At 73.7% G+C, this 14264-nt stretch carries 13 protein-coding genes and 1 pseudogene; 5 read left to right on the top strand and 9 right to left on the bottom strand.

Going from position 1 to position 14264, the window contains the following annotated elements:
* Positions 1-69: 69 nt before the first annotated feature.
* Together HF519_RS26300 and HF519_RS26295 are read right to left on the bottom strand one after the other, a co-directional pair.
* Positions 70-1305, bottom strand: a complete 1236-nt coding sequence (locus tag HF519_RS26300) for an SRPBCC family protein (RefSeq protein ID WP_169415680.1) — start codon at positions 1303-1305, stop codon at positions 70-72.
* On the bottom strand, positions 1305-1979 hold the full coding sequence (locus HF519_RS26295; protein WP_211170608.1) for a hypothetical protein: 675 nt from the start codon (positions 1977-1979) through the stop codon (positions 1305-1307). The genes HF519_RS26300 and HF519_RS26295 overlap by 1 nt, the downstream gene beginning before the upstream one ends.
* A 407-nt stretch (positions 1980-2386) precedes the next feature.
* On the opposite strand from HF519_RS26295, the gene HF519_RS26290 reads away from it, so the two are divergent.
* The gene (locus HF519_RS26290) at positions 2387-2659 is read left to right on the top strand and encodes a hypothetical protein (protein WP_169415678.1); all 273 of its coding nucleotides are present in this window, start codon (positions 2387-2389) and stop codon (positions 2657-2659) included.
* A gap of 55 nt (positions 2660-2714) precedes the next feature.
* On the opposite strand, the pseudogene HF519_RS26285 reads toward HF519_RS26290, so the two are convergent.
* Together HF519_RS26285 and HF519_RS26280 are read right to left on the bottom strand one after the other, a co-directional pair.
* A pseudogene (locus HF519_RS26285) lies at positions 2715-3032 on the bottom strand (CBS domain-containing protein); the annotation flags it as partial.
* A gap of 342 nt (positions 3033-3374) precedes the next feature.
* On the bottom strand, positions 3375-4079 hold the full coding sequence (locus HF519_RS26280) for a M24 family metallopeptidase (protein ID WP_169415677.1): 705 nt from the start codon (positions 4077-4079) through the stop codon (positions 3375-3377).
* Between the two features lie 59 nt (positions 4080-4138).
* Between HF519_RS26280 and HF519_RS26275 the strand changes: the two genes are divergently transcribed.
* Positions 4139-4774, top strand: coding sequence for a YigZ family protein (locus HF519_RS26275; RefSeq protein WP_169415676.1), 636 nt, complete (start codon positions 4139-4141; stop codon positions 4772-4774).
* Between the two features lie 26 nt (positions 4775-4800).
* Here the strand turns inward: HF519_RS26275 and HF519_RS26270 are convergent, their stop codons facing one another.
* The 3 genes from HF519_RS26270 to HF519_RS26260 all read right to left on the bottom strand — a co-directional run bounded on the left by HF519_RS26270 (position 4801) and on the right by HF519_RS26260 (position 8615).
* A complete protein-coding gene (locus tag HF519_RS26270) occupies positions 4801-5631 on the bottom strand; it encodes a sulfite exporter TauE/SafE family protein (RefSeq protein WP_211170607.1) in 831 nt (276 codons plus the stop codon).
* Complete coding sequence (locus HF519_RS26265; protein WP_169415675.1) at positions 5631-6431, bottom strand: GntR family transcriptional regulator; 801 nt, start codon at positions 6429-6431, stop codon at positions 5631-5633. Before HF519_RS26265 ends, HF519_RS26270 begins: the two co-directional genes overlap by 1 nt.
* A gap of 111 nt (positions 6432-6542) precedes the next feature.
* A complete protein-coding gene (locus HF519_RS26260) occupies positions 6543-8615 on the bottom strand; it encodes a bifunctional chorismate-binding protein/class IV aminotransferase (RefSeq protein WP_169415674.1) in 2073 nt (690 codons plus the stop codon).
* Positions 8616-8834: 219 nt separating this feature from the next.
* Between HF519_RS26260 and HF519_RS26255 the strand changes: the two genes are divergently transcribed.
* Positions 8835-10616 carry a phosphatidylglycerol lysyltransferase domain-containing protein gene (locus HF519_RS26255; protein ID WP_169415673.1) on the top strand — a complete coding sequence of 594 codons (1782 nt, stop codon included), beginning with the start codon at positions 8835-8837 and terminating at the stop codon, positions 10614-10616.
* A gap of 82 nt (positions 10617-10698) precedes the next feature.
* The gene (locus HF519_RS26250) at positions 10699-11085 is read left to right on the top strand and encodes a hypothetical protein (RefSeq protein ID WP_169415672.1); all 387 of its coding nucleotides are present in this window, start codon (positions 10699-10701) and stop codon (positions 11083-11085) included.
* A 41-nt stretch (positions 11086-11126) separates the two neighbouring features.
* Here HF519_RS26250 and HF519_RS26245 read toward each other — a convergent pair whose 3' ends face one another.
* Both HF519_RS26245 and HF519_RS26240 read right to left on the bottom strand, forming a co-directional pair.
* On the bottom strand, positions 11127-12719 hold the full coding sequence (locus HF519_RS26245) for an acyl--CoA ligase family protein (protein ID WP_169415671.1): 1593 nt from the start codon (positions 12717-12719) through the stop codon (positions 11127-11129).
* Between the two features lie 58 nt (positions 12720-12777).
* On the bottom strand, positions 12778-13425 hold the full coding sequence (locus HF519_RS26240) for a TetR/AcrR family transcriptional regulator (protein WP_169415670.1): 648 nt from the start codon (positions 13423-13425) through the stop codon (positions 12778-12780).
* Positions 13426-13486: 61 nt separating this feature from the next.
* Here HF519_RS26240 and HF519_RS33080 point away from each other — a divergent pair, with 61 nt between their 5' ends.
* On the top strand, positions 13487-14158 hold the full coding sequence (locus tag HF519_RS33080) for a VOC family protein (RefSeq protein ID WP_169415669.1): 672 nt from the start codon (positions 13487-13489) through the stop codon (positions 14156-14158).
* Positions 14159-14264 lie beyond the last annotated feature (106 nt).

Here is a 14264-nt window from a genome sequence, read left to right as displayed (position 1 = left end):
GCCACCTCCCCCGCCGCCGCCTCGTTCTACGTAGCCTCCGCCACCTCGTTGCGTCGCCACTGACATCGATCATCGCCTCCGTCCGGAGCCGGCACCGGCCCGCTGTCTGGAACGCCGTTCGGGACGAGCCTCGGCGGCGGGCTCCTCGTCCTCGTCGCCGTAGCCCTCGTCCGCGGTGTCCTCGTCCGCGGTGTCCTCGCCCGCGTAGTCCTCGTCCGCGGTGTCCTCGTCCGCGGTGTCCTCGCCCGCGTAGTCCTCGTCCGCGTAGTCCTCGTCCTCGTACTCGTCCTCGGCGCCCTCGGGCTCCTCCTCGGCGTACTCGCCCTCGTACTCCTCCTCGGCGCCCTCGGGCTCCTCGCCCTCGGCCGCGGCGGACTCGGGCTCCTCCTCCGGCTCGGCTTCGAACTCCCGCTGTTCCTCGCGCTCCTGCTCCTCCTTCAGCGCCTCCTCGTGCGTCTTCACGACCTGGCCGTCGCGGATCTCGCCGCGCCAGCCCTCGACGTCCTCCTGGTGCAGGATCACGTTGGTCATGGCATGGCGGCGGAAGTGCTTGAACTCGAGCCGGGCGCGCCGGCCCTGGGCCCGCCAGAGGTTCCCGGTGTGCTCGAACAGGCCCTGCGGCCAGTACTCCATGACCAGCGCCACGCGGGTCAGGTTCGGACCGAGCTCGGTGAACGTGACAGCGCCGTCGACGTGCCCCTTCTGACCCTTGGACCGCCACACGATGTGCGAGTCGGCCACCTGCTCGACCGTCGTCGCCTCCCAGGTCCGGTGCGACAGGAAGATCTGCGCCTTCCAGTTCGACGTCTCGTCCGCCGGGCGGTCGACGTTCTCCACCTTCTTCATGAAGTTGGGGAAGTCCTGGTACTGCGACCAGAGGTTGTAGGTGGTCCGCAGCGGGAGCCCGACGTCGAGGGTCTCGACGATGTTGGTGACCTTCAGCTTCTTCCCGCCACCGGGTTTCCGGCCGGCACCGAAGAGGCCCTTGATCTTCTCCGTCAGCACGCCGAGCTTGCCCTTGCCATCCGACTCGCCGTCTTCGGAGGACTCGCCGTCCTCGGAAGCCCTGCTCTCATCCGGGGCCCGGCCCGTCAGGGCCGCCCGGAGCCCCTGCCCGCCGTCCTCGGCGAAGTCGGTCAGCCGTTCGGACAGCTCCCCGACGCGTTCGGTGGCGACCTGGGCGGCACGCTGCACGAGCAGACCGAGCAGCCGCTGGCCCGCGTCCCGCAGGGCATCGGTGGGGATGGCGTCGGCCAGGCCGCCGCGGTCGCCGTCCCTGGACGCCCCGCGGGTGACCTCGGCCATCACTCACCCCGCCGGCTCGCGGACCGGCCCTTGCCCGCGCCCGCGCCGGCCTTGGCGGTGGCGCGCCCACTGCCGCCCCCCGCCTTCGTGGCCGTGCCCTTGCGGCCCGTCGCCGACCCGGCGGCCGACGCGGTCGACCGGGCGATCTCGGCGGCCGTGGTCGCCGCGGCCGGCTGCCGGCGGCGTCCGGCTGCGGCACCGCGGGCCGGCTTCTCCTCCTCGGACCGCCGGCCGCGGCCCTTGCGCGCCGGCGGCTCTTCCTCGGCCGTGTCCTCCTCGGGTGCAGCCTCGTCCTCGGCGAGGTCCTCCCCCATGTCGCGGTCGGCGTCGGCATCCACGTCCTCGTCGACCTCGTCGTACTCCTCGACGTCCTCGGGCTCGCGGCCGGCCTCCTCCTGCTCGCCACGCCGCCGCCGGCCCGGGCGGCCCGGAGCGACGTCCCCCAGTGACTCCACCCGGCGGCCCACGCGGTCGGTCAGCGCCTCGACCTGGCGCGCGGCCACCGCCATCGCGGCGCCCTTGCCGGCCTCCATGAGCCGGCCACGGACCTCGTCGCCGAGCCGCTGCAACTCCGGCGACCGGTCGAGGAACTTGGTCCCCTGGGCGAGCAGCTCACCCGGGCCGCCGATACGCCGGCCACCCGCCATACCCGCCAACGCCAGTGCCAGCTTCATCTTCTTGGTGCGGCCCAGTAAGTAGCCACCGGCGACGCCCAGTGCTACTCGCGCTCCACATTTCACTGGATCTCCTCGTGTCGGTCGTGGACTTTTCGCCGTGGGGCGCACGACCGGACGGAATGGATCACGGCATCGACTCCGCCCGACCACAGGCCTACTGCGTCGGAAACGCTCTACCCAAAGCGAAGATCACGCACACCGGAGGAAGCACATCGCGGAGAATTAGCCCTGAACAGCCCATCAGGGTGTCCGGCGAACGGATGCCACTCTGCACTGAACGGGGTATTACTGATTGCGCAGACAGCCGCAATGGCACAGTTGCGTCCCGCAACGGCGATAGCGCAATTAGCCGGGATACTGGTATTCCTGTCGATTCTTCCCGGCTCGGCCTTCGAGGAGCAGAGATGCACAGGTCCGCCGCACTCGCCCCGTTCATCGTCTGGCTCGCCTCGCGTGATCCGGACGAGGCCGCCCGTCGTCGTCACCGGGATCAGGTCGAGCGGTACCTGCGCTGGGCCGACCTGGACCGGGGACCCGCACGCGGCCGCCGGGAGCGTTACGAGCGGCTCCTGCGCCACGTCGAGGCCGACCCGGCGGCCATGAACGCCGCGCGGACGGCCCTCGACCGCTACGCCGAGTTCCAGCAGATCCTCGCGCTGACCGCCGTCGCCGACTGAAAGGGTCCCGGCATCGCAGGCGTCGGTGGGGGCCCGCGACGCCGGGAGGTCGCCGTCAGTCGGTGGAGGGCGCCTCCAGCAACAGGCCGCCGGCCGGGCCGTCCACGGCTCGTGCCACGTCGGCCAGGGCGACCACACCGACCAGCCGGTGCCCGTCGATCACGGGGATCCGGCAGATCTTGTGCTTGGCACATGGTGCGCAGCAGGTCGACGACGTCGTCGGCGCCGATCGTGACGGCCTCCCCCTGGGCCAGTTCTCCGACGTGCACCGCACGGGGTCCTTGCCCCGCGCCGGCACCTTCACGACGATGTCGCGGTCGGCGATCATGCCGTGCAACCGGTCGTCCGCACCGCAGATCGGCAGGGCGCCGACGTCGCAAACCGGGCCGCGCGTGGGCGACGCAATCTCCCGCCGGAGAATCGGCTGAAAGGGATTTCACGAAGGAAACGTCCCGCAGGCGAATCTCCCGCAGCACCGCTGTCGTTCGATCGGCACGGCCTTTCGCGTGCCGCGGAATTCGCCCGGACCCCGATCCCCTGCCCGGCGGAGCGGGCCGCCCGTCACAGCCGGCGGACCGACCGGACCAGCCAGGTTCCACCGGCGATCGCCAGCACCACGCCGAGACCGAGCGAGCCGGCCGCGACCTGCATCACCCTGCGCGGTCAGCAGGACGAACGCGGCGCACAACCGCAGCGCCGATCCGACGTCCACTCCTCACCCGCCCAGGGTCAGCAACTCCTCGTGGAACCCGCCGATCCGCCGCGCCCGGTCGACCAGGTGGACCTCCAGGATCCAGTGGCAGCGCCGGCCCGCCTTGTCGGTGCGGCGCATGACGGTGCCGTTGCCGGGCGCGATGTAGCTCTCGATCCGCTCGCCGTCGATCAGTTCGTGCGGGAACTCCCCCACCAGGTGGCCGGAGTGCGCGCCGCCGAACTCCCAGCCGGCGGCTTCGGCGAGCCCGGTCATGTGCGCGTACAGCTCCCGGCCGGTGATGTCCGCATGCGCCGCGAAGTGGCGGCGTCCGGCCTCGAAGATGCGCGGCAGGTCGTCGCGCAGCCGGTGCTTGACCGGGTCGTCGCCGAGCACGAACGTGCGCCCGAAGTCGGCCTCCCACTCGGCGAAGACCGGTCCGAGATCGACGAAGACGATGTCGTCGGCCTCGATGACCCGGTCGGGTGGGTTCTCCCGGTACGGCTGCAGGGTGTTCGGCCCGGAGCGGACCACCCGCTTGTGCCAGTGCCTGCTGACGCCGAACATGTCGGCGCCGAGGTCGCGGACCTCCGCGCTGACGGTCGACTCGAGCGCTCCGGGGCGGATCAGACCACGGCGGGAGATCTCGGCGAACAGCTCGACGGCCCGCTCCTGGGCGTCGAGCAGGCCGCGGGCCCGCTCCTGCTCGTCGATCGGTGCGACAGCCATGCCGGTCACCTAATCACGGATACTGGCCCGGTGAGCCGACGAGATCGGGAGGCCCGCCCGTGCGCGTGATCGCCCGCGACGGCGTGCACGAGTTGGAGATCCAGCGGTCGCGGTTCCTGTGCAGCCTCGCCCGGGTCGCCGACGACGAGGAGGCGGCCGCGTTCATCGCCGCCGTCCGCAAGGAGCACTGGTCGGCGACGCACAACTGCTCGGCGTTCCGGGTCGGCCCGGACGGCGGGTCGCAGCGCTCCAGCGATGACGGCGAGCCCGCGGGGACGGCGGGGGTGCCGATGCTCGAGGTGCTCCTGCGCCGGGAGCTCACCGACACCGTCGCGGTGGTGACCCGCTACTTCGGTGGGATCAAGCTCGGCGCCGGCGGGCTGGTCCGCGCCTACGGACGGGCGGTGTCCGAGGCGATCGACGCGGTCGGCACCCTGCGCAGGGCCCGGTTCGCCACCCTCGAGATCGCGGCCGGGCACGCCGAGGCAGGGCGGCTGGACAACGCCCTGCGCGCCGCCGGACACCGGATCGCCGACGTCGGCTACGGGCGGCAGGCGACGTTCACCGTGCACGTCCCGGCGGGCGACACCGATTCCTTCCGCGCCTGGCTGGCCGAGCAGACCGGCGGCACCGTGGCCGCCACCGAGGGCCCACTCGTCGATCTCGACGTCCCCGACCCCGGGGGAACGTCCTGACCGTCGCCGCCGACGCGGCGGCGCCGTCAACCGACCACGATGCCGTGCAGTCCCTGCACGCCGACGAACACGCCGACGGCCAGCAGCAGGACCCCGAAGGCCCGGGCGAGGGTGGCGCCGGCCACCCGGTCGGACACGAGCTTGCCGGCGAACACCCCGGCGATCGCCGCCGCGCTGAACGGAAGGACCATCCCCCAGTCGAACTCGGCGACGCCGGCGCGCGAGGCCAGCGACGCCACCGCATTGATCGAGATGATCAGCAGTGAGGTGCCGATCGCCTGGGTCATCGGGATCCGCAGGGCGACGACCAGCGCAGGCACGACGAGGAACCCGCCGCCCACGCCGAGGAACCCGGTGAGGAAGCCGACCAGCGCCCCGTACACGACGATCTTCGCCGGGACAGCGGCACGCCGGGTCACCGGCCGCACCCGGGTCGCGGCTCCGAGCGCATCGGACGAACCTGGACCGGAGCCCTCGTCGACGTCAACGGGGACGTCGGGCTCGTGCGGCCTGATCAGCATCGCCGTACCCGCCAGCACGGTCAGCCCCGCGAACGACAGCAGCAGCACCGGCTGCTCGACCCGACCGTTGAGCAGCGTGCCGAGGAACGCCGCGGGTACCCCGGCCAGCCCGAAGGCGAGGCCGGTCCGCCAGCGGACGAGCCCGCCCCGCATCCGGAGCAGTACCCCGACCAGCGAGGTGACGCCCACGATGAGGACGCTGCTCGTGGTCGCGTCCTGCGCGCTCAGGCCCAGCACGAAGACCAGCAGCGGGACGGTGAGCACACCGCCACCCCCGCCGAGGGCGCCGATCACCACACCGATGAGCGCGCCGAGCGCGAGGGATGCCGCGAGCATCAGCGGGCGTCCGGGTCGGGCCCGGTGCTGACGCCGAACCGGTAGCCCCGGCCGGCCGAGAAGTGCGCGGTGACCGCGAAGCGGTCGCCCCGGACGAGGGTGTGCCGCCACTCGACCGCAGCCTCGCCCGCGCAGCCGAGCCGTTCGATCGCGAACGCCGCGATCCCGGGGCCGATCTCGAGCAACCGCTTCTCGGCGGCGCTGGGCACGACCGCGCGGATGTGCTCCTGTCCGCCGGTCAGCCGCACGCCGCACCGGTCGGCGTACTCGTCGTAGAGCGCGGTGTGGGTGAAGTCGACGTCGAGCAGCGGGGCGGCGAGCCGCTCGGGCAGCCAGACCCGGTCGACCGCGAGCGGCGCGCCGCCGGCCAGCCGCAACCGCTCCAGGTAGACCAGCGGCGTCGACTCCTCCAGCCCCAGTCGGGTGGCTACCACGCCGTCGGCCCGGACGTCGAGGGTCCGCACCACGCTGCGCTGGCGCAGTCCGGTCGCCTCCACGGAGGAGAACAGGCTGTAGAGCGCGCCGAGGGGCTGCTCGATCTCGACCGGCTCGGCCAGCCGCGGGGTCCGGCCACGGGTGGCGACCACGACGCCCTCCTCACGCAGGCGGCGCAGCGCCTCGCGCACCGTGTGCCGGCTGACCCCGTACTCCGCGACGAGCGCGAGCTCACCGGGGAAGGTGTCGGCGAACTCGCCGTCGTCGAGGCGGCGGCGCAGGTCGGCCAGCAACTGGGCCCACAGCGACAACGACCGGGACCGGTCCAGCGCCCGGGGTCCCCGTTCGCCCGCCGCGGCTGTCATCGTCGTCTTCCCGCCTGTCGTGGCCGTAAATGTACGGTCATTTTATCGTCGGATCCCACGAGTTGTCGACGCCTCGCCCGGTCCCCACCGGGATCCCCGGCGCACGGCGTGTCAGGTGAGGACCTTCGCGAGCCGGCCGATCACCGCGTCCGGCTCAGGCCACTCCGCCAGACCGTCGACGGCGCGCACCCACTGCAGGCCACGGATCGCGTTGGTGAGGAAGACCCCGTCGGCCCGGGCGAGGTCGTCCAGGGTCAGCTCGCCGATCTCGTAGCGGGTGCCGCGCGTGTCGAGGGCGTCGAGCACGGCCTGCCGCGCGGTCCCGGGCAGGACGCGGCCGTCCAGCGGCGGGGTGGCGACCACGCCGTCGCGCACCAGGAAGACGTTCGAACGGGTGGACTCGAGCACCCGGTCCCACGCGTCGACGAGCAACGGCAGCGTGCCCGGCGCCAGGCCGGCCTCCCGGTCGTCGAGCCATCGGCGATCTGCGAACTTGTGCGCCACCCCCTCGGCCGGGCGCGACACCCGCAGGACCAGCCCGGGCTGCCGGTCGAGCGGCACGGGCGGGTCGCACGGGCGCGCCACCGCCTCGACCCGGTCCGGCTCGCCGGGGACGGCGTCGACCCGGACCCGATGATGGCCCGCCCCGCCCCCCACCGCGGCGCGGATGGCGCCCGCGACGTCGGCGGTCAGCGGATGTCCGTAGCACTCCCAGTAGGAACGGCGCAGCCGGCGCAGGTGGTCGGCCAGGCGCTGCGGATGGCCGTCGATCACGAGCAAGGTCTCGAACAGGCCATCCGCCGGCCGGGGTCGCGGCGCCGCGGTCAGCGTTCCCGTCGGCGCCCAGGGCACCCCGTCACCGAGCACCCGCAGCAGCGGTGCGGCCTTGGTCAGGCACTCCGCCCACTCCTCCGCGGGGGTGGAGTCGACCGTGACGCCGCCGCCGACGCCGAGCCGGGCCCGCGCGGGACCCCCCGCGGACCCGTCGCCGGGCCCCTCGACCTCCAGGGTGCGAATCGCAACGGCGAGCTCCAGCCCCGCCAGCGGGCCGGCGTACCCCAGTGCCCCGGTGAACAGCCCCCGTGGCCGGCCCTCGAGCTCCTCGATGAGCTCCACGGCACGCACCTTGGGAGCCCCGGTGACCGAGCCGGGCGGAAACGCGGCGGCCAGCAGCGCGGCATCGTCACAGCCCGCAGCGAGCTTCCCGCGCACCTCCGACACCAGATGCCACACGCCGGGGTGCGGCTCGACCGCGAGCAGCCGAGGGACGGTCACCGAGCCCGGCGCACAGACCCGGGACAGATCGTTGCGCATCAGATCGACGATCATGACGTTCTCCGCGGCGTCCTTCTCCGAGCCCCGCAGCAGCAGCCGCTCGGCCTCGTCCGCGGCGGCGCTCGCGCCCGTCCGCGGCCGGGTGCCCTTGATCGGCTCGGTGCGCACGGTGCGTCCGTCCCGGTGCAGGAACAACTCGGGGCTCGCGCTGATCGCCGTGCCCGCCGGATCGGCCACGAACCCGGCGCGGGCCGGGCCGAGCGCCTCGACGAGCCGGGCCCACGCGTCGTGCACCGAACCGGTGAGCCGCAATCCGAACTCGGTCGCGATGTTGGCCTGGTAGATGTCGCCCCGCCGGATCGCCTGCACACACCGCTCCACGGCGACCACGTGCGCGGTCTCGTCCGGCAGCCCGAGCACCTCCAGCCGGGCGGGCGACGCCGTGGCCGGGGTTCGCAACGCACGCTCCAGGGCCACCTGGCGGCGCCGCGCCTCGGCCGGGCCGAACCCGTCGGCGTCGGCGTCATGGCCGTCGCCGTCACCGAGCAGCAGCGCCTCGTACCACCAGCGCCGGCCGTCGTGGCGTAGCACGTCGCGATACCAGCCCAGCGACGCCCGCGGGAAGCCCGCGTCCCGGGTGGCCGGGAACGACAGGTAGCCGAACCAGCCGCCGCCGACCGCGTCCGGATGCGCGGGGTCGGCCCGCACCACCGGTTGCGTCGCGAGCAGCGCGAAGGGGTCCTCCCCCGGCCCCGCCACCCGCACCGGATCGCAGGTGACGAGTCCACCTCGCGACCACGCACCCGACCAGGCCGTCACCCGTCGCCGGCCGGCGAGCCGCCGGACCGCCTCGGGCACCGTCACGTCGGCGTCGAGCGCAGCGACATGCAGCCGGGCCGTCGGGCGCATCGGCGAACTCCTCTCCAGCACGGACCGCTCCCCGCCGCCGAGCCGGCCCGTACCCGGCCGGTACGTCCTCGATGGCGGCATTCTCGCGACCATTCTCGTCGCCGCCCGATCCGGTGCGCCGGGGGTGCTGGCGGCACGGCCGCGCAGGGCGCACCATCACCGTCGTGTTCGCCGTCCTCGCCGTGGTGCCGGCCGGGGGTGGGCCGGCAGGGGGCGATCATGGCCCGCCCTGAGCTCTCCCGCTCCTGCCCGGAGGGGCCACCGCGGGCCCCCGCGCGGCCGGATCCGGCCGCGCAACGGCGGCGCCGGGCGGGTACGGCGGCGATCCGGGCCGTGGTGTGGTCCACCCGGCTCGTCGCCGTGCTGACCCTCGCGACCGCTCTGTTCCCCACCCCGCGCCGGGTGCTGGGGGGTGAACTGCGCAGCGTCCTGGGCCTGCCCCCGGCCGCCGGGCTCGCCGGGGTGGTGATCACCCTGGTCGCGGGCGTCGGCCTGTTGCTGCTGGCCACCGGGCTGCGGCGGCGCAAACACCGGGCATGGGCACTGGCGGTCGGGCTGACCGCGGTCCTCACGATCGTCAACCTGCTTCACGGCGCCGTCTCCGGGCACGGCGTCGTCGCGGGCCTGACCAGTGCCGGATTGCTCGTCGCACTGGTGATGTGCCGGCGCTGGTTCGTCGCCCGCCCCGATCCGGGCGGGCTGGGCCGGGCGTTGCTGGTGCTGACCCAGCTGGCCGCCGCCGGGTTCGGCCTCGTCTGGCTGCTGATCGCACTCGACGACCGCCGCGTCGTGGGCCATCCGGGTGCGGCCGCACAGGCCGAGCACGCCGCGCTGTCCCTGGTCGGGGTGTCCGGTCCGGTGCAGTTCCGGGCCGGCTGGCTCGACGACCTGACCGCGACGGTCGGGCTGGCCTTCGGCGTGGCCGCGGTCCTCGCAGCCGGGTACTTCCTGCTCCGTTCCCCCGAGCCGCGGCCCCGGCTGACCGCCGATGACGAGTCCCGGCTGCGGTCGTTGCTGGCCCGGCACGGCGGCCGGGACTCGCTGGGCTACTTCGCGCTGCGCCGCGACAAGGGCGCGGTGTTCTCACCGACGGGCAAGTCGGCGGTCTCCTACCGGGCACTGGTCGGCGTCGCACTGGCCTCCGGGGATCCGGTCGGGGACGTCGAGGCCTGGCCGGGGGCGATCGAGGCGTTCCTCGCGGAGTGCGTGGCGCACGGCTGGGTGCCGGCGGTGCTGGGCTGTTCCGAGCGCGGGGCCACGGCGTGGGCGCGCGCCGGGCTCGACGCCCTGGAACTCGGTGACGAGGCCGTGCTCGACGTCGCCGGGTTCAGCCTGGAGGGGCGGCCGATGCGCGGGATCCGGCAGGCCGCCGCCCGGGTCAAGCGGGCGGGCTACTCGGTGCGCGTGCGCCGGCTCGCCGAGGTCGGCGACGCGGACGCCGGGGAGCTCGCCGCGCTGGCGTCGTCGTGGCGCGGCGGCGACGTGGAGCGCGGCTACTCGATGGCACTGTCACGGGTGTGCGACCCGGCCGACCCGGCCGCGGTCGTGGTCACCGCCGAACTCGACGGGCGGGTGCGCGGGCTGCTGCAGTTCGTGCCGTGGGGTAGCGACGGGCTGTCGCTGGACCTGATGCGCCGGGACCCGGACGCCGACAACGGCGTCAACGAGCTCATGATCGTCGAACTGCTGGCCACGGCACCGTCGCTCGGCGTCGCCCGGGTGTCGCTGAACTTCGCGGTCTTCCGGGCCGCCCTCGAGCGCGGCGAGCGCATCGGCGCCGGGCCGGTCGCGCGGCTGTGGGCCCGGGTGCTGCGGATCGCGTCGCGGTGGTGGCAGATCGACAGCCTCTACCGTTTCAACGCCAAGTTCCGGCCGGTCTGGGCACCGCGGTTCGTGGCCTTCCCGCGCGCCCGGGACCTGCCTCGCATCCTGGTCGCGGCGCTCGAGGCGGAGGGCTTCGGCGGACGCCCACCCGCGGCGCTGCGGCTGCTCCGGCGATAGCGGAATCGGGTCCGCGGTCGGCTGGCGGATCCGCCGCAACGGGACCACCACGACCGTCACCGTCACGATCGGGACCCTTTTCGTGCTGTCGGGTGTGCTCAACGTGCTGGTCATCGACACCGACCTGAACATCCTCGCGTTCCGGATGCCCAACGTGATCTTCAGCCTACTGGCCGGGGCGCTGCTGCTGGTGCTCGGCGGGTACGGGCGGTTCTCCGCGAAGCTGCCCGCCGACAACCCGTACTACCAGGCCCGGCACGCCGACGAGCCGGTGCCGCCGCTGTCGCCGCAGCTGCACGACCCCGGCGAGGTGACGGCGACGCGCGAGATCGCCGAGGCCGAACGGGCCGTCGCGCAGGGCGGGGGTACGCCCGAGCAGCGCGAGCGGCTGGCGGCGCTGCACCCGCTGCGCCGCCCGGAGGACCGCCTGCAGGCGTGGATCGCCTCCGGCCGCGGCCGGGCCGTCTGACCGGCGGTCGTGGCCCGAACGGCCGCGCCTACTGGATGCGCCTACTGGATGCGCCGCTCCGACCCCTCCCACGCCCGGTCCCGCAGCACGAACTTCTGGATCTTGCCGGTGGACGTCTTCGGCAGCTCCCCGAAGACCACCGACTTGGGCGCCTTGAACCGGGCCAGCCGCTCCCGGACGTGGTCGATGATCTCGGCCTCGGTGGCCTCCGCCCCGTCGTGCAGGGTCACGTACGCGGCCGGCACCTCGCCCCACCGCTCGTCGGGCACCGCGATCACGGCGACCTCCAGGACCGCGGGGTGCTCGGCGATGACCTGCTCGACCTCGACGCTCGCGATGTTCTCGCCGCCCGAGATGATCACGTCCTTGCTGCGGTCGCGCAGCTCGACGTAGCCGTCCGGGTGCACGACGCCCAGGTCCCCGGTACGGAACCAGCCGTCGGGGGCCGCCGCGCGGGTCGCCTCGGGATCCTTGAGGTAGCCGAGCATGACGTTGTTGCCCCGCAGCGCGATCTGCCCGATCGTCGCGCCGTCGGCGGGCACGTCGGAACCGTCCTCGCCGATCACCCGGGCCTGGCAGGCAATCATGTTCCCGACGCCCTGGCGGGCCTTGAGCCTGGCCTGCGCCTCGGCGTCCAGACCGTTCCACTCCGGGCGCCAGTCGCAGATCATCGCCGGGCCGAAGGTCTCGGTCAGCCCGTAGAGGTGGGTGACCTCGATACCGAGCTCGCCCATCCGGCGCAGGATCGCCGGGCTCGGCGGGGCGCCGCCGGTGGCCACCCGGATCGGCGGGGCGGCCGGGTCGGGCTGGTAGGTCTTCGCCTCCGGTGCGTAGGCGAGCATGCTCAGCACGGTCGGCGCCCCGTTGAGATGGGTGACGCCCTCCTGCGTGATCAGCCGCCAGACCTCCGACGGGTCCACCTTGGGCAGGCACACGTGCGTCGCGGCGGCGGCGGTGACCGCCCAGGGGAAGCACCAGCCGTTGCAGTGGAACATCGGCAGCGTCCACAGGTGCACCGCGGACGGGGTCAGCCCGGTGTGCCCGACCATGGCCAACGCCTGCAGATAGGCCCCGCGGTGGTGGTACATCACGCCCTTGGGCCGCCCGGTCGTCCCGGACGTGTAATTGATCGACAGCAGCGACCGTTCGTCGTCGGGCGTGATCGCCTGCGGAGTCGCGCCGGCCAGCAGTGCCTCGTACTCCCCGTCGTCGCCGGGTCCGGCCCGGACGACCCGCGGGGGGGAGCCCAGCTGCGTGAGGGCCTTCCCGACGAGCTCGTCGAACGCCGGGTCGTGCACCAGCACCGACGCCTCGGAGTGCTCCAGGATGTAGGCGACCTCGCCCGCCGAGAGCCGGGTGTTGACCGCCACCAGCGGCACCCCCGCCCACGGCACGCCGTAGTTCGCCTCGAGCAGCACGTGGGTGTTGGGCGCGAGCACCGCCACCGGGCGGCCCTGCGCCAGCGGGGCCAGCGCCCCGGCCAGGCGCCGGCAGCGATCGTGCAGCTCCGCGTAGGTCCAGCGCTGGTCGCCGTCGACCACTGCGGTCCGGTCACCGTGGGCGGCCGCGGCCCGGTCGAGGTAGGAGACCGGGGTCAGCGGCTCGAAGGACAGCGCGGCGAGGTCAGGCTCCATGCCGAGACCTTCTCACCCGGACGGTTCGGACACCACTGTTGCCCTTCCGCCGCCCCGCCTAGCGCAACAGCCCCCGGATCCGGTCGGCCAGCCAGGTGCGGTAGCGCTCCGGGCTCCAGCCGCGCACGTTCACGAGCCGGTGGTAGTGGTCGGGCGCCATGTACAGCCACATCAGGTCGACGGCGGTGTCGTGGTCAAGTCCGCCGGCCAGCGGGGTCTTCCGCGACAGTGCGGCGATCCACTGCCGGGCCCCGGCGAGCCGCTGCTCCTCGCTGGCCCGCCACAGCTCCCGAGGTCCCTCCTCGCCGCTCTCGGCCGCCCCGCGGACGACCTCGGCGATCGCGGCGTAGCGGCTTCCGATGCCGGCGATGAGCTCGGTCAGCAGGTCGACCGCCCGGTCCGGGTCGGGCTCGGACTCGATCTCCCGGGCCGCCGGTCGCGCACCGACGGCCACCGGCTCGTCGTCACCGGCCATCGCGACGTCACGAACCACCGCCAGCAGCGTCTGCTTGTTGCCCACGGCCGTGAACACGGTGGGCTTGCTGACCCCGGCGCGCCCGGCGATCTGCTCGACGGTCGTCGCCCCGTAGCCCCGCTCCAGGAACAGGTCGCGGGCGGCGGTGAGGACGGCGGCACGGGTGGCGGCGGCCTGCTGCCGGCGCAGCGGCGACGAGTACCCCCGTTTGGCCGCGTTGACGTCGGTCACGGATCGACCCTACCGTACAGATGTTCGTTAGACGCTCGGTAGTCGAAAAGGAGGGGTCGTCGTGTTCCGTCAGGTCGTCGCCCACCGCTGGGCCGCGGGGACCACCGCCTCCGACCGCCGGCGGTACCGCGACGCGATGGAGGCGCTTCGCGGCATCCCCGAGCTCACCGGGCTGCGCTACGGCGACGACGCGGCCCACTTCCCGGGCAACCACGAGTTCGTCGCCGTGCTCGACTTCCCGGACTTCGCCGCCGCCCGGCGTTACGTCGAGGCCGAGCCGCACCGCCGGTTCGTCGCCGACCACGCCAGTCGCGTCGTGGACGCCCGGGTCGTCGTTCAGCACGACTGGGCCGATGGGCACCCGTCCGGGCTGCACCACCTGAAGCTCCCGGTGTCCGACGTGGAGCGCAGCCGGGACTGGTACGTCCGGGCGTTCGGCTTCGCGCCGGAGGCGGAGTTCGGTGCGGAGAACCGGCTGCGCGGGGTGGCACTGCGCCATCCGGAGGCCGACCTGCGGCTGGCCCTGTGGGAGGACCGCGAACGGGCTCGTGCGCTGGCCGGCTTCGACTCCGTCTGCCTCGCGATCGGCACCCGAGCGGATCTCGACGCCCTGCTCGCACGGCTGGACACTCAGGGCATCCAGCACACAGCGCCGGTCGCCGGCCACCGCGGCGACGCAGCCGACGTCCCGGACCCGGACGGGCACGTGATCCGCATCCACACCCTCATCTGAGCCGAGGGAACGAGCATGACCAGCAGCCTCCACCACGTCCACGACCGCCGCTGCTACTGGGACCTCAACCGATGCGGCTGGGTCTGCCCCGCCCCGCCGCCCGTCC

It is taken from the genome of Pseudonocardia bannensis, from assembly GCF_012911875.1.
GTDB lineage: Bacteria > Actinomycetota > Actinomycetes > Mycobacteriales > Pseudonocardiaceae > Pseudonocardia > Pseudonocardia bannensis.
This window is presented reverse-complemented; position numbering and strand designations above follow the sequence as displayed.